Genomic DNA, 21,169 nt, shown 5'->3' on the forward strand with positions numbered 1-21,169 from the left:
TCTCGATCAGAGGATTCGGTGTGCTGACAAGTCTTGGCAGCGATTAACAGTAGCGTCCGTAAAAGCCGTTACAGCTTGACGGTGGCATCGGGGGGCCGGTGACGCAGGCCACAGGCAAACAGCCCCGGGCACTTAGCTCGGTCGATAAACGCGCACATTGGCATGCCCCTCACTGAGCAAATGGTGGGCATGCAGGCGACTCATCACGCCTTTGTCGCAATACAGCAGGTACTGGCGAGTAGGGTCCAGTTCCTTGAAACGAGCGTTCAGTGCATAAAACGGCATCGTCTGTACCTCGATACCAGCGAGCTCCAGCGGGTCATCTTCAGCGGCATCCGGGTGACGGATGTCGATAACGATCTGACCGGCCAGCGCATCGCTGACTTCTTCAATCTGTACGTCCTGGCCCAGTTCATCGATCACGCGATCGATCGGTACCAATTTGGCGTTCTCGAGCGCACGCTCAAGGACTGCCATGTCGAATTCTTTCTCTTCGTGCTCCACGCGATGGCGTTTTGCAGCGGTCTTGGGGTTCACCGAAATGACCCCGCAGTATTCCGGCATGTGCTTGGCGAAGTCGGCGGTGCCGATTTCGTTGGCCGTATCGATAATGTCCTGCTTGTGGCTGGCGATCAGCGGACGCAGCACCAGCTTGTCGGTCACGCAGTCGATCACGGACAGGTTCGGCAATGTCTGGCTCGAAACCTGGGAGATCGCCTCACCAGTCACCAGCGCATCAATGTGCAGTCGATCGGCGATTTGGGACGCAGCGCGCAACATCATACGCTTCAATACTACGCCCATATGACTGTTATCGACTTTGCCGAGAATTTCTCCGAGCACTTCCTCGAACGGCACACTGACAAATAGCACGCGTTGGGAGCTGCCGTACTTCTTCCAGATGAAGTGCGCAACTTCCATCACGCCCAGCTCGTGGGCCCGTCCGCCCAAGTTAAAGAAGCAGAAATGGGCCATCAGGCCACGGCGCATGATCTGGTAGGCCGCGACGGTGGAATCGAAGCCGCCGGACATCAACACAAGCGTCTGCTCCAGGGCTCCCAGCGGATAACCGCCGATGCCGTTGTGCTGGCTGTGGATGACGAACAACCGTTGGTCGCGAACTTCGATGCGAACTTCGATTTCAGGCTTTTTCAGGTCAATCCCGGCGGCACCGCACTGACGACGCAACTGGCTGCCGACGTATTTCTCGATGTCTATCGAGCTGAATGGGTGCTTGCCGGCGCGCTTGCAGCGTACCGAAAAAATTTTCCCGGCCAGTGCATCACCGTAGTGCTGTTTGCACTTCTCGACTATGTCGTCGAAATCGCCCAGCGGGTATTCATCGATTTGCAGGAAGTGCGCGACGCCCGGCATACAGCTCAGACGATCGCCCATCTCTTTCAACGCCTTGGGATCGCTGATGCGGGTTTCCAGCTCGAGGTTGTCCCACACGCCGTTCACCACCACAGCCGGGTCCAGATCGCGGAGCACGGCACGGATGTTCTTGGCCAACTGACGGATGAAACGCATCCGTACCGGGCGGCTCTTGATGGTGATCTCGGGAAAGACTTTTACGATTAGTTTCATGAAAACAGCGCGCGCTGGGCCAGCCGAAAAAGGGGGGCGCGGATTATAGCGGAAATTGCTCAAGGTTTAACCAGTTAATGTGCAGAAGGTTTTGCATGCACCAAAACGGATCACTTTGCGTTTTTAACGCCACATTAAGGAGCGTGTTTTCCTGCTTTAAATCGCTTTGCTGCTCTATAAGCGTGAATTTGGGGCAAAAAACCCATGGTGGGGCACTGGCATGCAATTTGCTCCCTTGTGAGGCAGGTTGCCTTGGCAGAGTATTCGCGCCGGCATCACAAACATTTAAGGGCATCCACTACCAGCCCTAATCCACCCGGAGGACACTATGTCGAAGTCGGTTCAACTCATCAAAGATCATGACGTCAAGTGGATTGATCTGCGCTTCACAGACACCAAGGGCACTCAGCACCACGTGACCATGCCGGCTCGCGACGCGCTGGATGACGACTTCTTTGAAGTCGGCAAAATGTTCGACGGCTCCTCCATCGCTGGCTGGAAAGGCATCGAAGCCTCCGACATGATCCTGATGCCGGACGACTCCACTGCTGTCCTGGATCCGTTCACCGAAGAGCCGACCCTGATCCTGGTCTGCGACATCATCGAACCTTCGAGCATGCAAGGCTACGACCGCGACCCACGTGCGATCGCCAAGCGCGCCGAAGAGCACCTGAAATCCACCGGCATCGGTGACACCGTATTCGCTGGTCCAGAGCCAGAGTTCTTCATCTTTGACCAAGTGAAGTTCAAGTCCGACATCTCCGGCTCCATGTTCAAGATCTACTCCGAACAAGGCTCCTGGATGTCCGACCAGGACATCGAAGGCGGCAACAAGGGCCACCGTCCAGGCGTCAAAGGCGGCTACTTCCCGGTTCCACCGTTCGACCATGACCACGAAATCCGTACCTCCATGTGCAACGCACTGGAAGAAATGGGCCTGACCGTCGAAGTTCACCACCACGAAGTGGCAACTGCCGGCCAGAACGAAATCGGCGTCAAGTTCAACACCCTGGTGAAGAAAGCCGACGAAACCCAAACCCTGAAATACGTTGTACACAACGTAGCTGACGCTTACGGCCGCACCGCGACCTTCATGCCTAAGCCTCTGTACGGCGACAACGGCTCGGGTATGCACGTTCACATGTCCATCTGGAAAGATGGCAAGAACACCTTCGCAGGCGAAGGCTATGCCGGCCTGTCCGATACCGCTCTGTACTTCATCGGCGGCATCATCAAGCACGGTAAGGCCCTGAACGGCTTCACCAACCCGGCGACCAACTCGTACAAGCGTCTGGTTCCAGGCTTCGAAGCGCCAGTAATGCTGGCCTACTCGGCTCGCAACCGTTCCGCTTCGATCCGCATTCCTTACGTGTCGAGCCCTAAAGCCCGCCGTATCGAAGCTCGCTTCCCGGATCCAGCAGCCAACCCATACCTGTGCTTCGCCGCACTGTTGATGGCTGGCCTGGACGGCATCCAGAACAAGATTCACCCTGGCGACGCAGCTGACAAAAACCTGTACGACCTGCCGCCTGAAGAGGCGAAAGAGATCCCACAAGTTTGCGGCAGCCTGAAAGAAGCCCTGGAAGAGCTGGACAAAGGTCGTGCGTTCCTGACCAAAGGCGGCGTGTTCTCCGACGACTTCATCGATGCTTACATCGCTCTGAAAAGCGAAGAAGAAATCAAGGTACGTACCTTCGTACACCCACTGGAATACGAGCTGTACTACAGCTGCTAATCCGGTAGCGCCTGCGCAAGCGGCGTGACAAGAGAGGCCTCCCTTTCAGGAGGCCTTTTTTTCTGCCCGTAATTTAATGGCTCCTACACGGGATTTGTGGTGTTTGGGAAACCACGTAAATCATGCCCAGATGTTTAGCGACTTGGGCCTACCACCACCTCTGACCTATGCTGCTAAGCATCGCTTTCGCTTCTGGTCGATTTCATGGGTCGCGTTTTTCTCTTCATCTTGTTGCTGATCGCACTGCCTGCTTCAGCGCAGATCTACAAGTACACCGACGCCGATGGCAACACGGCCTACAGTAATCAACCACCTGATGGAGTGACCGCGCAGCCCGTCGAACTACCGCCCCTGAACAGGATCGAGCCCCAGGCGCCTCCTGCGCCCAAGATTCAATCCAAGCCAATTGAGCAGCCCCAAGCCGCCTACGAGGTACTGGAGCTCACCGGCCTGCCCACCACTGAAGCCCTTCGCGCCAACAACGGCACCTTCAACGTCAACGTGCTCATCAAGCCGCGCCTGCAGGGCCCGCATCTGTTGAGACTGTTACTGGACGGTCAACCTTACGGCCAGCCAAGCAACGTACCAATCCTCCAATTGGTGAACATCGATCGCGGGGAACACAGCCTGGCGGTGCAGGTGATTGACGGCGAAACCTTGGTACAGCAGAGCTCGACAGTCACGTTTACCGTGCAACGGGTGCGAAAACATCGAATACCAGGGCGCTGATCGCGCGCCCTGGAAAGAAGTTCGTTGCGCACTATATTGGTGCGATTAGTTGCACTGCGCTCACAGCGCAGCCCATTTTGGTTCGAAAGTACCCGCACAAGCCGACAGTACGCCACGCAATCGAGCGTCATACGCCCGTTTCAGGGGTTTAACGCTTCTTTTCGGAGCCTTGGTTTGGTTTTTGCATTTTCCCCGCATCAGCGCTTTTTTCCTGCGCGCCGCCCTGCTCCAAAAGAGGTCCCGATGACCATTAGCGACGCACTGCACCGCTTGCTTCTCGACAACCTCACCACCGCGACCATCCTGCTCGATGCCGAATTGCGACTCGAGTACATGAACCCGGCGGCGGAGATGCTTCTGGCTATCAGCGGCCAGCGCAGCCATGGGCAATTCATCAGCGAGTTATTCACCGAATCCACCGAGGCCCTGAATTCCTTGCGTCAGGCGGTTCAGCAGGCGCACCCGTTCACCAAGCGTGAAGCGATGCTCACCGCCCTCACCGGCCAGACTTTGACGGTCGATTACGCAGTCACGCCAATCCTGAGCGATGGCAAGACAATGCTGCTGCTCGAAGTCCATCCCCGTGACCGCTTGCTGCGCATCACCAAGGAAGAAGCGCAACTGTCGAAGCAGGAAACCAGCAAGATGCTGGTGCGCGGCCTGGCCCATGAAATCAAGAACCCCCTGGGCGGGATTCGCGGCGCAGCGCAATTGCTGGCCCGTGAGTTGCCGGAGGAAAGCCTGCGCGACTACACCAACGTCATCATCGAAGAAGCCGACCGCCTGAGAAATCTGGTGGACCGCATGCTCGGCTCCAACAAGCTGCCGTCGCTGGCGATGTGCAACATCCACGAGGTATTGGAACGCGTCTGCCACCTGGTCGAGGCGGAAAGCCAAGGCTGCATTACATTGGTGCGTGACTATGACCCAAGCATTCCCGACGTCCTGATCGATCGCGAGCAAATGATCCAGGCAGTCCTGAATATCGTGCGCAATGCGATGCAGGCCATCAGCAGCCAGAACGAGTTGCGCCTGGGTCGCATCAGTTTGCGCACCCGCGCCATGCGTCAGTTCACCATTGGCCACGTGCGTCATCGCCTGGTGACCAAGATTGAAATCATCGACAACGGTCCAGGCATTCCGGCGGAACTCCAGGAAACCATCTTCTTTCCCATGGTCAGCGGACGTCCGGACGGTACCGGGCTCGGCCTGGCCATCACCCAGAACATCATCAGCCAGCACCAGGGCCTGATCGAATGTGACAGCCACCCAGGCCACACCACTTTCTCGATCTTTCTGCCACTGGAACAAGGAGCCACATCGACATGAGCCGTAGTGAAACCGTGTGGATCGTCGATGACGACCGTTCTATCCGTTGGGTCCTGGAAAAAGCCTTGCAGCAAGAAGGCATGACCACACAAAGCTTCGACAGCGCCGATGGCGTGATGAGCCGCCTGGCGCGCCAGCAACCGGACGTGATCATCTCCGACATCCGCATGCCCGGCGCCAGCGGCCTGGACCTTCTGGCGCGGATTCGCGAGCAACACCCACGGCTGCCAGTGATCATCATGACGGCGCATTCCGATCTGGACAGCGCTGTCGCGTCCTATCAGGGTGGTGCGTTCGAATATCTTCCCAAGCCGTTCGATGTCGACGAAGCGGTTTCCCTGGTCAAGCGCGCCAACCAACACGCTCAGGAACAGCAAGGCCTGGAAGTCCCGGTTGCCCTGACTCGCACCCCGGAAATCATCGGTGAAGCGCCGGCGATGCAGGAAGTGTTTCGCGCCATCGGGCGCTTGAGCCATTCCAACATCACCGTGCTGATCAACGGCGAATCCGGGACCGGTAAAGAACTGGTGGCCCACGCCCTGCACCGTCACAGCCCGCGCGCGGCTTCGCCATTCATTGCGCTGAACATGGCGGCGATCCCCAAAGACCTGATGGAATCCGAACTGTTTGGCCACGAAAAAGGTGCGTTCACCGGCGCGGCCAACCTGCGTCGCGGCCGCTTTGAGCAGGCTGACGGCGGCACGCTGTTCCTCGATGAAATCGGCGACATGCCGGCCGACACTCAGACCCGCCTGCTGCGGGTTCTAGCCGATGGCGAGTTCTATCGCGTCGGCGGCCACGTGCCGGTCAAGGTCGATGTACGGATTATCGCTGCAACGCACCAGAACCTTGAAACCCTGGTGCATGCCGGGAAATTCCGTGAGGACTTGTTCCACCGCCTCAACGTGATCCGCATCCACATCCCGCGCCTGTCGGACCGTCGTGAAGACATTCCGACCCTGGCCAAGCATTTCCTCAGCCGCGCCGCGCAGGAGCTGGCCGTCGAGCCGAAGCTACTGAAAAGCGAAACCGAGGAATACCTGAAAAACCTCCCTTGGCCCGGCAACGTGCGTCAGCTGGAGAACACCTGCCGCTGGATCACGGTGATGGCTTCGGGGCGCGAAGTGCATATCGGCGACTTACCGCCAGAACTGCTGAACCTGCCGCAAGACTCGGCTCCGGTGACCAACTGGGAACAAGCGCTGCGCCAATGGGCCGACCAGGCACTGGCGCGTGGTCAGTCGAGCTTGCTCGACAGCGCTGTGCCCGCGTTTGAGCGGATCATGATCGAGACCGCCCTGAAGCACACTGCCGGCCGCCGCCGCGATGCCGCCGTCTTGTTGGGTTGGGGGCGTAATACCCTGACTCGCAAGATCAAGGAATTGGGGATGAAGGTTGATGGCGGGGATGATGATGAGGGGGATGAGGGTTAAGCATCCCCTGGCCCATCGCTGAATGTTAGATCCAATCGCGGGCAAGCCCGCTCCTACAGATATTGCATCTGTGGGAGCGGCTTGCCCGCGATGCTTTTAGGGGATCAATGCACCGCCGCAATGCACCGTGAACCGCAATCGCGCACGCCAACTGATCCGAAACCCCAACTGCGTTCGTATCCGAACCCTTATCGAAAAAACGCGAAAGCCCCGATTTACGGGGCTTTCGGCGTATCGAAACGACTTTTTATTTCCATTTATTAAATTCTGGCATGCCCCCTGCAATAGTCCTTTCAGTGATTCAGTTCACTACCCAGTTTCGGGGACCTTGGTACAGGCAGGCCGGGGACTCCCCTCTTTACACCGGGCTCACACCGCACTAGCGACGAGCCCTCCCGTTTTGGGGTCCTTGGTACAGGCAGGCCGGGGATTCCTTCTTTACACCGGGTTCACGCCGCGATGCGCGAACCCTCCCGTTTCGGGAACCTTGGTACAGGCAGGCCGGGGATTCCCTCTTTTATTGCTCTCGGAGATGGATCTCCAGCCGCCAGCGGTCATCGACCTCGCTACCGGCCCAGTCGCCTTGCAGCGGGCGGGCCGCTACCAGCGACAGCAACAATCCCCCGTCACTCAATCGCGTTCGCCAGTTCACGTCCTTGCCGTTGAGCCTGAGCTGACCTTTTTGCGCCTTGCCCTCAGCTTCGAACAACAGCGCAATACTGCCTTCCACGATTTCGCCGTGAGTCTTGGGTTCGTTGTTGAACCACACCACCAGACCGCCGTCCGTCACCTCGATCTGCTGCAACTGGGTGGGGGCCGGGGTGGTCAAGCGACCGATCATCAGCCCCACCATCACCCCGACAATCGCCAGCGATCCCATTACGCGCGGGAATAGTTTCGAACGAGGGTCCGCTTGCGGCGTAGAATGCCGCTCATCTTTACCTTCGGAGCCGTGCATGTTTCACGTCATCCTTTTCCAACCAGAAATTCCGCCGAATACCGGCAACGTTATCAGGCTGTGCGCCAACAGTGGCTGCCACCTGCATTTGATCGAACCGCTGGGCTTCGAGATGGACGACAAGCGCCTGCGCCGGGCCGGCCTCGACTATCACGAATATGCCACCCTGCAACGCCACGCGGACCTGGCCAGCTGCCTGGAAAGCCTCGGTCATCCACGGGTGTTCGCCTTCACCACCAAGGGCTCGCGGCCGTTCCATGACGCCAGTTTCGTTGAGGGCGACGCGTTCCTGTTCGGTCCGGAAAGCCGTGGCTTGCCGGCCGACGTGCTGGACGCCCTGCCCGCCGGACAACGCTTGCGATTGCCGATGCGCGAGGGCTGCCGCAGCCTGAACCTGTCGAACACGGTCGCGGTGGCCGTTTACGAGGCCTGGCGCCAGAACGACTTCAAATAACACCACCGACTTTGTAGGAACTGGCTTGCCAGCGATAGCGGAGTAACTGCTAATACAGATATCGAATGTTACGACGCCGTGGCTGGCAAGCCAGCTCCTACAGGTTTTCATTTGCCCCATGAAAAAAGCGCCTTTGACGGCGCTTTTTCCATGGGGCAAACGAAGCTTTTATTGAACGGTCGGAGTCTCGCCGGCCGCTTGCATGCGTTGCAGCTCTTGCGCGTACAGCGCGTCGAAGTTCACCGGCGCCAGCATCAGGGCCGGGAACGAGCCACGGGTCACCAGGCTGTCCAGCGCTTCACGAGCGTACGGGAACAGGATGTTCGGGCAGAACGCGCCAAGGGTGTGGCTCATCGAAGCGTCGTCGAGGTTCTTGATCAGGAAGATACCGGCCTGTTGCACTTCAGCGATGAAGGCCACTTCGTCACCGTTCTTCACGGTCACCGACAGGGTCAGCACGACTTCATGGAAATCGTTTTCCAGAGGCTTTTGACGAGTGTTCAGATCCAGACCGACGCTCGGCTCCCACTGCTGGCGGAAGATTGCCGGGCTTTTCGGGGCTTCGAAGGACAAGTCACGTACGTAGATGCGCTGCAAGGAGAATTGCGGTGCGGTTTCTTCTTCGCTAGCTGCAGTGTTCTGTTGGTCAGTCATCTCAGATCCTTTCTGATCTTGGGTCTTTTATAGGGTACGGAATTCAGGCCTTGAGCATCGCGTCGAGCTTGCCGGCGCGTTCCAGGGCGAACAAATCATCACAACCACCCACGTGGGTGCTGCCGATCCAGATCTGCGGCACGGACGTGCGTCCGGCCTTCTGAGCCATTGCGGCGCGCACCTGCGGCTTGCCATCGACCTTGATCTCTTCGAAGGCCACGCCTTTGTTCTCGAGCAGGTACTTGGCTCGCGAGCAGTAAGGGCAGTAATCGCTGGAATAGACGACGACGTTGTTCATATCACTTCACCAGCGGCAGGTTGTCGGCTTTCCAGCTGGACACACCACCGGACAGCTTGGCGGCGGTGAAACCAGCCTTCACCAGCTCACGGGCGTGGGTGCCGGCGGTCTGGCCCATGGCGTCGACCAGAATGATGGTCTTGGCCTTGTGCTTTTCCAGTTCACCGACGCGTGCGGTCAGTTTGTCGTGGGGAATGTTCAACGCACCAACAATGTGACCGGCGGCGAAGTCCTTGGCCGGACGAATGTCGATCACCACGCCTGCGTCCTTGTTGACCAGGCCGGTCAGTTCGCCAGTGCTCAGGCTACGCCCGCCACCTTGCATCTGATAGGCGATCAGCGCGGCCAGCAGTACGACGAAGATACCGACGAGAATGTAGTGGTTAGTGGCAAATTCAATCAGGTGAGCAACCATCGAAGGAGGTTCCAGGGCGTTAAAATGTCGGCCAGTATACACAGCCCCCAAGGTGGGCCAAACCCCGTCCGGCGGTGACGTGGCCGGAACTTCGCATTAAACTGCCACTCCCTTTTCCATCGCCCTCTTTTAACTCAGCCACGAGTGGACTCCATGACTACCACGCCTAAACCTTTGGTCCTGATTATTCTCGACGGCTTCGGTCACAGTGAGAGCCCTGACTCCAACGCCATCTTCGCTGCGAAGAAGCCCGTACTGGACCGCTTGTGGGCCACCGTGCCCAATGGCCTGATTTCCGGCAGTGGCATGGACGTAGGCCTGCCGGACGGCCAGATGGGCAACTCCGAAGTCGGCCACATGAACCTCGGCGCCGGTCGCGTGGTGTATCAGGACTTCACTCGCGTGACCAAATCGATCCGCGACGGCGAGTTTTTCGAGAACCCGACCATTTGCGCCGCGGTGGATAAAGCCGTTGCTGCCGGTAAAGCCGTGCACTTCATGGGTCTGCTGTCCGATGGCGGCGTGCACAGCCACCAGGATCACCTGATCGCCATGGCCGAACTGGCCGCCAAGCGCGGCGCCGAAAAAATCTACCTGCACGCTTTTCTCGACGGCCGCGACACGCCGCCGAAAAGCGCGCAATCGTCGATCGAATTGCTGGACGCCACGTTCCAGGCGCTGGGCAAAGGCCGAATTGCCAGCCTCATCGGGCGCTATTTCGCGATGGACCGCGACAACCGTTGGGACCGCGTATCCCAGGCCTACAACCTGATCGTGGAAGGCAAAGGCGAATTCACCGCCGCCACCGCCCAGGAAGGTCTGGAAGCCGCTTACGCGCGTGGCGAGAGCGACGAATTCGTCAAAGCCACCTCCATTGGTGAGCCGGCAAAAGTTGAAGACGGCGACGCCGTGGTATTCATGAACTTCCGCGCCGACCGCGCCCGTGAACTGACCCGCGTTTTCGTCGAAGACGACTTCAAGGAATTCGAACGCAGCCGTCAGCCGAAACTGGCCGGCTTCGTCATGCTGACCCAATACGCCGCGAGCATTCCCGCCCCGTCGGCCTTCGCTGCCGGTAGCCTGGAAAATGTGCTGGGCGACTATCTGGCGAAAAATGGCAAGACCCAGCTGCGCATCGCTGAAACCGAGAAGTACGCCCACGTGACCTTCTTTTTCTCCGGCGGTCGCGAAGAACCATTCCCCGGCGAAGAGCGCATCCTGATCCCGTCGCCAAAAGTCGCCACCTACGACTTGCAGCCGGAAATGAGTGCACCGGAAGTCACCGACCGCATCGTCGACGCCATCGAAAACCAGCGTTACGACGTGATCGTGGTCAACTACGCCAACGGCGACATGGTCGGCCACAGCGGTGTCTTCGACGCGGCGGTGAAAGCCGTTGAGTGCCTGGACCAATGCGTGGGCCGTATCGTTGAAGCCCTGGAAAAAGTGGGTGGCGAAGCGCTGATCACCGCCGACCACGGCAACGTCGAGCAAATGTCCGACGAGTCCACCGGCCAGGCCCATACCGCACACACTACCGAGCCAGTGCCGTTCATCTACGTCGGCAAGCGTGACTTGAAGGTCCGCGAAGGCGGCGTGCTGGCGGACGTGGCACCAACCATGCTGAAACTGCTGGGCCTGGAGCAACCGAAGGAAATGACCGGGACTTCGATTCTCGTCTGACCACCGCAATACCCTGTAGGAGCTGGCTTGCCAGCGATAGCAATTTGACAGTCAGCATCTATGTTGACTGATCCTCCGCCATCGCTGGCAAGCCAGCTCCTACAGTGTTTGTGGTGGTTTTAAAGATTAAATTTCCCCACATCTTGTTCCAGTTATCACACAGTCAGAAATGGGCATTTTTTTTGCCGTCCATGGCGGGCATACTAGGCCGTCCCTTTCCCTGGTGTCGCCCGCCTCTATGCTCCGCGTCCTGATAGCCCTCGCCCTGACTTGCCTGCTCCAACCGGCCTTCGCTGACGAGCGCACGCAAACCCAACAACAGTTGGACGCTACGCGTCAGGACATTGCCGAGCTGAAAAAGCTGCTGGGCAAGCTCCAGGAAGAAAAATCCGGTGTGCAAAAAGATCTAAAAGGCACCGAGACCGAAATGGGCAAGCTCGAGAAGCAGGTCGATGCCCTGCAAAAAGAGCTGAAAAAGAGCGAATCCGAGCTGCAGCGGCTCGATGCAGAGAAAAAAAAACTCCAGAGCGCGCGCACTGAACAACAACGACTGATCGCCATCCAGGCCCGAGCGGCCTATCAGAACGGTCGTCAGGAATACCTGAAGCTGCTGCTCAACCAGCAGAACCCGGAAAAATTCGCCCGCACCCTCACCTATTACGACTACCTGAGCCAGGCCCGCCTGGAGCAGCTGAAGAATTTCAACGAAACCCTGCGCCAATTGGCCAATGTCGAAAAAGACATCGCCATGCAGCAAGCGCAGTTGTTGGTGCAGCAAAGCAGCCTCGAATCCCAGCGTGGCGAACTCGAGAAGGTGCGCCAGGAGCGCCAGCAAGTCCTGGCCAAGCTCAACGACGACGTGAAGGCGCGCGACCAGAAACTGGCAGCCCGTGAGCAGGATCAGGCAGACCTGTCTAAAGTCCTTAAAACCATTGAAGAAACCTTGGCCCGTCAGGCTCGTGAGGCAGAGGAAGCGCGGCAAAAAGCGCTGATCGCCCAGCAGGAAGCCGAAAAAAAGCGTTTACGTGAGGCCCAGGCGCAGGCAGAAGCCTCCGACGATGCCCCACGCAAACCCGTCAGATCGACACCCGGCGCTCTGGTTTCAAGTTCAGGCGAAACCTTTGGCGGCGCATTTGCTTCAACTCGCGGCAAACTTCCGTGGCCTGTCGATGGTCGACTGTTGGCGCGCTTCGGTGAAAGCCGTGGCGACGACGCCAGGACCAAGTGGGATGGCGTGATGATCGGCGCTTCCGCCGGCAGCGCGGTGCATGCGGTGCATGGCGGTCGCGTAGTGTTCGCCGACTGGTTGCGCGGCGCCGGGCTGCTGGTGATTCTCGACCACGGCAACGGCTTTTTGAGTCTTTATGGTCACAACCAGACGTTGCTCAAGTCTGCGGGTGACGTGGTAAAAGCCGGTGAGTCCATCTCCACTGTCGGTAGCAGTGGCGGCCAGGACACTCCAGCACTGTATTTCGCGATTCGTCAGCAGGGTCACCCGAGTGATCCGGCACAATGGTGTCGCGCGCAAGGATAAGCGCGCTGCCTAAATTCAGGAGTTCGTTCGATCATGCTGCATTTGTCCCGCCTTACCTCGCTCGCCCTGACGATTGCCCTGGTGATCGGCGCGCCGTTGGCGTTCGCCGCTCAACCGGCCCCGGCAGTCGCACCTGCGGGCACTGCTGCGACCACCAAGGCGCCGTTGCCGCTGGAAGAGTTGCGCACCTTTGCCGAGGTCATGGATCGGATCAAAGCGGCGTATGTCGAGCCGGTAGACGACAAGACCCTGCTGGAAAACGCCATCAAGGGCATGCTTAGCAACCTCGACCCGCACTCCGCCTACCTCGGTCCGGAAGACTTCGCTGAGTTGCAGGAAAGCACCAGCGGCGAATTCGGCGGCCTCGGCATTGAAGTCGGCGCTGAAGACGGCTTCATCAAAGTGGTGTCGCCAATTGACGACACCCCTGCCTCGAAGGCTGGCATTCAGGCCGGCGACTTCATCGTCAAGATCAACGGTCAGCCGACCCGTGGCCAGACCATGACGGAAGCCGTGGACAAGATGCGTGGCAAGATCGGCGAAAAAATCACCCTGACCCTGGTCCGCGACGGTGGCACACCGTTCGACGTGACACTGGCCCGCGCCATCATTCAAGTGAAGAGCGTGAAGAGCCAGTTGCTGGAGTCCGGCTACGGCTACATTCGCATCACCCAGTTCCAGGTCAAGACCGGCGAAGAGGTCTCCAAGGCCCTGGCCAAGCTGCGCAAAGACAACGGCAAGAAGCTCAAGGGCATCATCCTCGACCTGCGCAACAACCCGGGTGGCGTGCTGCAATCGGCGGTTGAAGTGGTCGACCACTTCATCACCAAAGGCCTGATCGTCTACACCAAGGGCCGTATCGCCAACTCCGAGCTGCGTTTCAACGCCACTGGCAAGGATGAAAGCGAAGCCGTGCCGATGGTCGTGCTGATCAACGGCGGCAGCGCCTCGGCGTCGGAAATTGTCGCGGGTGCCTTGCAGGACCAGAAACGTGCAGTGGTCATGGGCACCACCAGTTTCGGCAAAGGCTCGGTACAAACCGTACTGCCACTGAATAATGACCGCGCACTGAAGATCACCACGGCGCTGTATTTCACGCCGAACGGCCGCTCGATCCAGGCCCAGGGCATCGTTCCGGACATCGAAGTGCGCAAGGCCAAGATCACCAGCGAGCAGGACGGCGACTACTTCAAGGAAGCCGACCTGCAAGGTCACCTCGGCAACGGCAACGGCGGCGCCGACAAACCATCCGGTTCCAGCGGCAAAGCCAAACCGATGCCACAGGACGATGATTACCAATTGGCCCAGGCCCTGAGCCTGCTCAAAGGGCTGAGCATCACCTCCGGCCGGTGAGGATGGGTCTGCGCTTCATCCTCATCCTGATGTGCTGCCTGGCGGGAACTGTTCACGCAGAATCCGCCAAGCCGACTCACAAGGCCTATCTGACGCTGATCATCGATGACCTGGGGCAGAACCTGCCCCGGGATCGCCGTGTGCTGGCCCTGCCGGGCCCGGTGACGGCGGCGATCATGCCCGACACGCCCCACGCCACCGAGTTTGCCCGCGAAGCCCATCGCGCCGGCAAAATCGTCATCCTGCACATGCCCATGGACCCTGCAACCGGCCCGTTTGCCTGGCACCCCGAGCTGCCCCTCGGCGAACTTGAGAAACGCCTGGACGCAGCTTTCAAAACGGTGCCCTACACGGCAGGCATCAACAACCACATGGGCAGTCGCATGACCGCACAGCAACCGGCGATGACCTGGTTGATGGCGAATCTGCAGAGTCGGCACAAGATCTTCCTGGACAGCCGCACCAGCGCACAAACCGTGGCTGCCGCCGAGGCGCAGAAGATTGGCCTGGCGAGTGTTTCGCGGGATGTGTTTCTCGATGACGAACGTACGGAGGCTGCAATCTTCACCCAGTTGCAGACAGCGATCAGCCTGGCGCACAAGCAGGGTTCAGCGGTGATGATCGGGCACCCGTATCCGCAGACGCTGGCGGTGCTGGAGCGTGAGTTGCCGAGGCTGAAGGCCCAGGGGATTGAGTGGATTGATATCAAGCAGATGATCAGTGTGCGCGGTAATCGGGCTATGCCGGCGCATGGAAAGGATGGGGTTTACCGCTGAAAGACCGCTTCTGTAGGCGCCGGCTTGCTGGCGAAGCGGTCTCCAATCTTGCACAGCCCGATTGACCGTCATCGCTGGCAAGCCAGCTCCTACAGGGACTACAGATACCGCGCCATGATCTCGTCGACCTTGCCTTCCTTGCGCATTTGATCCAGCGCCGCTTGTAACTTGGCAACGGTTTCATCCGGCACGTCCTTGTTCAACGCCAGGTACAACTCGGCGCTGTTGAAGCGCAACACGGTCTTGAGCCCGCTCACGCCTTCCTGACGCGCCAGGTAGCGCCCGGCCGGATCACCTGTGGCCCACAGATCGATCTGTCCGTTAACCAGTTTTTTCGCGTTGTCCTGATCGCGCAGGACCACCACCGGCTTCAAGCCCTGCTTGGCCAGGGTCATGGCAATGGCGTCACCCTTGTACGCACCGATCTTGTACTTTCGCGCGTCATCCAGTGTTTCGAGAGTGATTTTGCTATCGGCCTTGGCCAGCATGATCCAGTCGTCCGGCCCAATTGGTCCGACCCACTTGAAGAGCCGCTCACGATCCGGCAAACGCGCCATCACGAAGGCGCCGTAACCCGGATTTTCCAACGCGAGCTTGTAAACCCGCTCCCAAGGGAAACGCAGCGTCAGGCTATAAGTAATATCGGTACGTTTGAATATTTCGCGGACGATGTCGGTGGCGATGCCATCGATATTCTCGCCCTGAGCGAAATTCTTGCCATTCTTCGCCATGTTGTATGGCGGGAAGTTTTCCGTGAGCAACACAATATCGGTGTCGGGATTGTCTGCAGGACTGTCTGCAGCTTGCGCTGTGCTGATAAACAACAGGGAAGCGCTGGCGAGGGCTAGAAGAAGGCGTTTAAGCATGTCTGGCTACCGAAATCCATGGCGTACCCAAGAGTGCCTTGAGCCCGCCATGATGTCTACTGGCCTGCATCGGTTTGTTTAACGCATCACGATTCCGCGATGCGCCATATAAGCCTTGGCTTCCTGCACGGTGTATTCGCCAAAGTGGAAAATACTGGCCGCCAACACCGCACTGGCGTGACCTTCGAGAATCCCGTCAGCCAGGTGCTGCAAGTTGCCGACCCCGCCGGAAGCGATCACCGGAATGCCCAGGGCATCGCTGATGGCGCGGGTGACGCCGAGGTCGAAGCCGTTTTTCATGCCGTCCTGATCCATGCTGGTCAGGAGGATTTCGCCGGCACCGAGACCTTCCATCTTCTTCGCCCATTCAACAGCGTCGAGACCGGTCGGCTTGCGGCCGCCGTGGGTGAAGATTTCCCAGCGCGGGGTTTCCCCAGGTCCAGAGACCTTCTTTGCATCAATCGCGACGACAATGCACTGCGACCCGAAATGCTGCGCCGCTTCGCCGACAAATTCAGGGTTGAACACGGCAGCGGTGTTGATCGACACCTTGTCTGCACCGGCATTCAGCAAGTTGCGAATGTCCTGCACGGTACGCACGCCACCGCCCACGGTCAGCGGGATGAACACCTGGCTGGCCATGCGCTCGACGGTATGCAGCGTGGTGTCACGGCCATCGACGCTGGCGGTGATGTCGAGAAAGGTAATCTCGTCGGCGCCCTGCTCGTCGTAGCGACGGGCAATTTCCACCGGGTCACCGGCGTCACGGATGTTTTCGAATTTCACACCCTTGACCACCCGGCCGTTGTCCACGTCCAGGCAAGGGATGATGCGTTTGGCCAGCGCCATGGTCAGTCCTCAGCCTTTGTACGAATCGCAGAAAGCTTGCGCTTCTGCGACGTCGAGGGTGCCTTCGTAGATTGCCCGACCGGTAATGGCACCGATGATGCCTGGCGCCTTGGCGTCAAGCAGCGTCTTGATATCACCCAGGTTGTGAATGCCACCGGAAGCGATCACCGGGATCGATGTGGCAGCGGCCAGCGCGGCGGTGAACGGAACGTTGCAGCCCTGCATCATGCCGTCTTTGGCGATGTCGGTATAAACGATCGCGGACACGCCGTCGGCTTCGAATTGCTTGGCCAGGTCGATCACCTGAATGGTGCTGATTTCAGCCCAGCCATCGGTGGCGACGAAACCGTCCTTGGCGTCCAGGCCAACGATCACTTTGCCCGGAAAGGCGCGGCACGCTTCGGCGACGAAGGCCGGATCTTTCACCGCTTTGGTGCCGATGATCACGTAGCTCACACCCGCTTTCACGTAGTGCTCGATGGTTTCCAGGGAGCGGATGCCGCCGCCGATCTGGATCGGCAGGTTCGGGTAGCGCTTGGCGATCGCGGTAACCACTTCACCGTTGACTGGCTGGCCTTCGAAAGCGCCGTTCAGGTCGACCAGATGCAGACGACGGCAACCGCCCTCCACCCACTTGGCAGCCATGCTCACCGGGTCATCGGAGAACACTGTGGAATCTTCCATGCGGCCCTGGCGCAGACGAACACAGGCACCGTCTTTAAGATCGATAGCGGGAATAATCAGCATCTGGCAAACCTTCAAATTTGAATGTTCAGCTTGGCTCGGAAATCAGTTTTTCTCGAGCGCCCACAGGTCGCTTTCGATGCTTTCGAACCTCTCTTTGAGGTGCGTCTGCACATCGAAAATCGCCCTGTTGTAATAGTGCGGAGCAATTTCGCGGGTAAACAGCTCAAGGATTTCGGCCGCTTCGAACGAACCCAGGTCCAGTTCGAAGCGATCCTCCATGAAGCGCTTGATCTTGCTGGTGGCCTCGTTCTCCTGCTCAGGGGTGAGCGAAAGAATCGGCGGCTTGGATTTCTTGACGGCCATTTACCAGCGACCGTCCCACGCAGCGAAGTTCTGCAGCAATTGCAGGCCATGGGTATGGCTCTTCTCCGGGTGGAACTGCACGGCGAAACGCGAGCCATCGGCCAGCGCTGCGGCGAAATCGACACCGTAGTGACCGCCACCCACCACCTGACGCGCATTGGCGGCAGCGATGTAGTAGCTGTGCACGAAGTAAAAACGCGCCATGTCCGGAATGTCGTGCCACAGAGGGTGACTGACCTTCTGCTTCACTTCGTTCCAGCCCATGTGCGGGACTTTCAGGTGTTCACCGTCTTCATGCAGGTCTTTGCCGAAGAACTTCACCGCACCCGGAAACAGGCCGATGCAGTCGACGCCGTCGTTCTCTTCGCTGGTGTCGAGCAAGGCTTGCATGCCCACGCAAATGCCGAGAAACGGACGGTCCTGGCTGACTTCACGCACCAGCGAATCGAAGCCGAGGCGACGGATCTCCGCCATGCAATCGCGAATCGCGCCAACGCCGGGGAAAACCACCCGGTCGGCTTCGCGAATCACGTTGGCATCGCTGGTGATCAGGACCTTGCCGGCACCGACATGTTCGAGGGCCTTGGCCACCGAGTGCAGGTTGCCCATGCCGTAATCGATAACCGCGACTGTCTGCATTACAGAACGCCCTTGGTCGAAGGCATTTGCCCGGCCATGCGGTCATCGAGCTCAACAGCCATGCGCAGGGCGCGGCCGAAAGCCTTGAACACGGTTTCGATCTGGTGATGGGTATTGTGGCCACGCAGGTTATCGATGTGCAGGGTCACGTTGGCGTGGTTGACGAAGCCCTGGAAGAACTCCTGGAACAGGTCAACGTCGAAACCGCCGACGGTGGCGCGGGTATACGGAACATGCATCTGCAGGCCAGGACGGCCGGAGAAGTCGATCACCACGCGCGACAGCGCTTCATCGAGCGGCACGTAGGCGTGGCCGTAGCGACGGATGCCTTTCTTGTCGCCAATGGCTTTGGTGAAGGCCTGGCCGAGGGTGATACCGACGTCTTCCACGGTGTGGTGGTCATCGATATGCAGGTCGCCCTTGCTGACAATATCCAGGTCGATCAACCCGTGACGGGCGATCTGGTCCAGCATGTGCTCAAGAAAAGGAACACCGATATCGAATCGGGCCTTTCCGGTGCCATCAAGGTTGATCGAGGCTTTGATCTGGGTTTCCAGAGTGTCGCGCTCGACAGACGCCATACGTTCGGCCATCACCAGCTCCGCAAAATCATTGGGCGAAAAAGGCAACCATTATAGGGGCGCGGGCGCGAAACAGAAACACGGGAGGTGATATCGCTGACGGAGTGAATCCAGCGCTGTCGAGGCTGTACATGTCAATACAAGCCGGCGCTCATTGCGAACGCACGGCTTTTGACTTTGTAGGAGCCGGCTTGCTGGCGATCCAGAAGCCGCGGTTTTGCAGGCATACCGCGTGATCGTTCATCGCCAGCAAGCCGGCTCATACAGGAGGGCAGTGTTAGTGGAAGAGAACCGCAGTCTTCTGCAAGGTCACCCACACACCCCACGCCAACGGAATACCCACCGCCAGCCACGCCGCGATCGCCAGTGGTTTGGTGCCCGCAGCCGCTTTCCACTCCAGCGACGTGCTGGCGTCAGCACCCTTGTCGTGGCCCAGCGCCTGTTCGGCAGCCAGTTCAGCGTCGGTCATGAAGTACTTGTCAGCCACCGGACGCACCAGCAGGTTGCAGATGAAACCCAACACCAGCAGGCCGGCAAGGATGTACAGGGTGATGTCGTAAGCCGCGGCACGCTCAACGCCGATGCTCAACTGATACTCACGCAGGTAGTTCACCAGCACAGGTCCCAATACGCCCGCCGCCGCCCACGCCGTCAACAGACGACCGTGGATCGCGCCGACCATTTGCGTACCGAACAGGTCCGCCAGGTACGCCGGAACCGTGGCGAAACCACCACCGTACATCGACAGAATGATGCAGAACGCCGCCACGAACAGCGCGACGCTGCCCAAGTGACCAAGGTTCGGAATCAGTCCGTACAGGGCAAAGCCCAAGGCGAAGAACACGAAATAAGTGTTTTTGCGCCCCAGGTAGTCCGAGAACGACGCCCAGAAGAAGCGGCCACCGATGTTGAACAGGCTCAGCAAACCGGTGAAACCGGCAGCGATGGCGGCGATCGAGGCCAGTTGGCCGGCGTCCAGCTGACCGAACGCCTGGTCCGTGCCCAGCAACTTGCCACCGAAGACTTCCTGCAACAGCGGCGAAGCCATGCCGAGGATACCGATACCGGCCGAAACGTTCAGGCACAGCACCAGCCATACCAGACGGAACTGCGGCGTTTTCCACGCCACGTTCACGTGCACGTGACGGTGGGTGATCATCGCGTTCGAAGCTTTTTTCGCCGGAGCGGTCCAGCCCTCAGGCTTCCAGCCGGTTGGCGGAACGCGATACGACAGCGCGCCACCGATCATGAACACGAAGTAAATCGCAGCCATAGCCACGAAGCTCTGCCAGACGCCAACGCCTTCTGCCGAACCGAAGTGGCTCATTAAAGCGGTCGCCAACGGTGCACCGACCATCGCGCCACCGCCGAAGCCCATGATCGCCATGCCGGTCGCCATGCCGCGCTTGTCCGGGAACCACTTGATCAGGGTCGACACCGGCGAGATATAACCCAGGCCCAGACCGATACCACCAATGACCCCGGAACCGATCCACATCAGCCAGATCTGGTGGGTATAGATACCCAGCGCCGAAATCAGCAGACCGCCACACCAGCACAGCGCCGATACAACGCCAGCCTTGCGCGGGCCGGCATGTTCGAGCCAGCCGCCCCAGATCGCTGCGGAGCAACCGAGGAAAATGAAGAACAGGGTGTAGATCCAGCCGAGCATCGAAATCGGCCAGTCGCATTGAGAAGAGAAGACTTGCGCGATGAAGCTCATGTCCGGCGCGCACGTTACAGCCTTGCTGATGCCCAGCGCCTTGGACAGTGGCAGCCAGAACACCGAGAAGCCGTAAGCCATGCCGATGCACAGGTGGATGGCCAGAGCGGCCGGTGGCACCAGCCAACGGTTGAAACCGGGCTTGGCGATGATTCGCTCCTTGGACAGGAACGAGGGCTGACCGGCATAGCCGTCCGCCGTGATACTCGTGGTCATTGTTTATCCCCCAATTATTAGTATGGTTCGCCAGCCACTCTTCACCCCCAGCCTTAATGCAACGCAGGCATGACTGTCTTTTCCAGGGCAAAGCTCCATTTTGGTGCGGCATCACGTCGCACAAGGACGGACGAACGGGCGAAGGTTACCATTTGCACGTGACAGAAAAACCAAACTGATATCACGTTTTGTACGTTATCCGATCTCGTTACTTATAGGCGCTGCCAAGGCTGCGATCTTTTGACTTTGCTTCTGGTTGCAAAAGATCAATGGATCGCTGCCTTCGGCAGCTCCTACAAGAGAGCGT

General features: G+C 58.9%; 21 protein-coding genes. 9 read left to right on the forward strand and 12 right to left on the reverse strand.

What is annotated here, in order from left to right; translation table 11 throughout:
* Positions 1-132: 132 nt before the first annotated feature.
* A complete protein-coding gene (gene thiI / locus ABVN21_RS21860; RefSeq protein WP_339553563.1) occupies positions 133-1,587 on the reverse strand; it encodes a tRNA uracil 4-sulfurtransferase ThiI in 1,455 nt (484 codons plus the stop codon).
* A gap of 328 nt (positions 1,588-1,915) precedes the next feature.
* Between thiI and glnA the strand changes: the two genes are divergently transcribed.
* From glnA to ntrC, 4 genes are all read left to right on the forward strand, one after another.
* Positions 1,916-3,322, forward strand: a complete 1,407-nt coding sequence (glnA, locus tag ABVN21_RS21865) for a glutamate--ammonia ligase (RefSeq protein WP_034148558.1) — start codon at positions 1,916-1,918, stop codon at positions 3,320-3,322.
* Positions 3,323-3,526: 204 nt separating this feature from the next.
* The gene (locus ABVN21_RS21870) at positions 3,527-4,051 is read left to right on the forward strand and encodes a DUF4124 domain-containing protein (protein WP_339553564.1); all 525 of its coding nucleotides are present in this window, start codon (positions 3,527-3,529) and stop codon (positions 4,049-4,051) included.
* Positions 4,052-4,294: 243 nt separating this feature from the next.
* Positions 4,295-5,380 (forward strand): nitrogen regulation protein NR(II), encoded by a 1,086-nt coding sequence (glnL, locus tag ABVN21_RS21875; protein WP_034148557.1) that lies wholly within the window; start codon positions 4,295-4,297, stop codon positions 5,378-5,380.
* Positions 5,377-6,813, forward strand: coding sequence for a nitrogen regulation protein NR(I) (gene ntrC / locus ABVN21_RS21880; RefSeq protein WP_339553565.1), 1,437 nt, complete (start codon positions 5,377-5,379; stop codon positions 6,811-6,813). The genes glnL and ntrC overlap by 4 nt, the downstream gene beginning before the upstream one ends.
* Before the next feature lie 517 nt (positions 6,814-7,330).
* Here the strand turns inward: ntrC and ABVN21_RS21885 are convergent.
* A complete protein-coding gene (locus tag ABVN21_RS21885; RefSeq protein ID WP_339553566.1) occupies positions 7,331-7,771 on the reverse strand; it encodes a hypothetical protein in 441 nt (146 codons plus the stop codon).
* Here ABVN21_RS21885 and ABVN21_RS21890 point away from each other — a divergent pair.
* Positions 7,770-8,225 (forward strand): tRNA (cytidine(34)-2'-O)-methyltransferase, encoded by a 456-nt coding sequence (locus tag ABVN21_RS21890; RefSeq protein WP_339553567.1) that lies wholly within the window; start codon positions 7,770-7,772, stop codon positions 8,223-8,225. The genes ABVN21_RS21885 and ABVN21_RS21890 overlap by 2 nt on opposite strands.
* A 168-nt stretch (positions 8,226-8,393) precedes the next feature.
* Here ABVN21_RS21890 and secB read toward each other — a convergent pair whose 3' ends face one another.
* The 3 genes from secB to ABVN21_RS21905 are packed head-to-tail and all read right to left on the reverse strand — an operon-like array spanning position 8,394 to position 9,592.
* Positions 8,394-8,879, reverse strand: a complete 486-nt coding sequence (secB, locus tag ABVN21_RS21895; protein ID WP_339553568.1) for a protein-export chaperone SecB — start codon at positions 8,877-8,879, stop codon at positions 8,394-8,396.
* A 43-nt stretch (positions 8,880-8,922) separates the two neighbouring features.
* A complete protein-coding gene (gene grxC / locus ABVN21_RS21900) occupies positions 8,923-9,177 on the reverse strand; it encodes a glutaredoxin 3 (RefSeq protein ID WP_007939440.1) in 255 nt (84 codons plus the stop codon).
* A 1-nt stretch (position 9,178) separates the two neighbouring features.
* Entirely contained in the window at positions 9,179-9,592 is a 414-nt protein-coding gene (locus ABVN21_RS21905; protein ID WP_338584249.1) for a rhodanese-like domain-containing protein, read from the reverse strand.
* Positions 9,593-9,745: 153 nt separating this feature from the next.
* On the opposite strand from ABVN21_RS21905, the gene gpmI reads away from it, so the two are divergent.
* The 4 genes from gpmI to ABVN21_RS21925 all read left to right on the forward strand — a co-directional run bounded on the left by gpmI (position 9,746) and on the right by ABVN21_RS21925 (position 14,938).
* Entirely contained in the window at positions 9,746-11,275 is a 1,530-nt protein-coding gene (gene gpmI, locus ABVN21_RS21910; RefSeq protein ID WP_339553569.1) for a 2,3-bisphosphoglycerate-independent phosphoglycerate mutase, read from the forward strand.
* Between the two features lie 238 nt (positions 11,276-11,513).
* Positions 11,514-12,809 carry a murein hydrolase activator EnvC gene (locus tag ABVN21_RS21915; RefSeq protein ID WP_339553570.1) on the forward strand — a complete coding sequence of 432 codons (1,296 nt, stop codon included), beginning with the start codon at positions 11,514-11,516 and terminating at the stop codon, positions 12,807-12,809.
* Positions 12,810-12,842: 33 nt separating this feature from the next.
* Complete coding sequence (locus ABVN21_RS21920; RefSeq protein ID WP_339553571.1) at positions 12,843-14,162, forward strand: S41 family peptidase; 1,320 nt, start codon at positions 12,843-12,845, stop codon at positions 14,160-14,162.
* A 2-nt stretch (positions 14,163-14,164) separates the two neighbouring features.
* The gene (locus tag ABVN21_RS21925) at positions 14,165-14,938 is read left to right on the forward strand and encodes a divergent polysaccharide deacetylase family protein (protein WP_339553572.1); all 774 of its coding nucleotides are present in this window, start codon (positions 14,165-14,167) and stop codon (positions 14,936-14,938) included.
* Positions 14,939-15,036: 98 nt separating this feature from the next.
* Here ABVN21_RS21925 and ABVN21_RS21930 read toward each other — a convergent pair whose 3' ends face one another.
* The 7 genes from ABVN21_RS21930 to ABVN21_RS21960 form a co-directional block, all read right to left on the reverse strand.
* Positions 15,037-15,804: an ABC transporter substrate-binding protein gene (locus ABVN21_RS21930; protein WP_339553573.1), complete on the reverse strand. Its 768-nt coding sequence runs from the start codon at positions 15,802-15,804 to the stop codon at positions 15,037-15,039.
* Positions 15,805-15,882: 78 nt separating this feature from the next.
* Positions 15,883-16,653 (reverse strand): imidazole glycerol phosphate synthase subunit HisF, encoded by a 771-nt coding sequence (gene hisF / locus ABVN21_RS21935; RefSeq protein WP_007897430.1) that lies wholly within the window; start codon positions 16,651-16,653, stop codon positions 15,883-15,885.
* A 9-nt stretch (positions 16,654-16,662) separates the two neighbouring features.
* Entirely contained in the window at positions 16,663-17,400 is a 738-nt protein-coding gene (hisA, locus tag ABVN21_RS21940) for a 1-(5-phosphoribosyl)-5-[(5-phosphoribosylamino)methylideneamino]imidazole-4-carboxamide isomerase (protein ID WP_015093076.1), read from the reverse strand.
* A gap of 42 nt (positions 17,401-17,442) precedes the next feature.
* Positions 17,443-17,703 carry a DUF2164 domain-containing protein gene (locus ABVN21_RS21945; RefSeq protein ID WP_339553574.1) on the reverse strand — a complete coding sequence of 87 codons (261 nt, stop codon included), beginning with the start codon at positions 17,701-17,703 and terminating at the stop codon, positions 17,443-17,445.
* Entirely contained in the window at positions 17,704-18,342 is a 639-nt protein-coding gene (gene hisH, locus ABVN21_RS21950; protein WP_008080553.1) for an imidazole glycerol phosphate synthase subunit HisH, read from the reverse strand.
* Complete coding sequence (gene hisB, locus ABVN21_RS21955; protein ID WP_007939452.1) at positions 18,342-18,935, reverse strand: imidazoleglycerol-phosphate dehydratase HisB; 594 nt, start codon at positions 18,933-18,935, stop codon at positions 18,342-18,344. The genes hisH and hisB overlap by 1 nt, the downstream gene beginning before the upstream one ends.
* Positions 18,936-19,200: 265 nt before the next feature.
* Entirely contained in the window at positions 19,201-20,862 is a 1,662-nt protein-coding gene (locus tag ABVN21_RS21960) for an OFA family MFS transporter (RefSeq protein WP_339553575.1), read from the reverse strand.
* Positions 20,863-21,169: the final 307 nt, after the last annotated feature.

It is taken from the genome of Pseudomonas sp. MYb327 (genome assembly GCF_040438925.1).
GTDB lineage: Bacteria > Pseudomonadota > Gammaproteobacteria > Pseudomonadales > Pseudomonadaceae > Aquipseudomonas.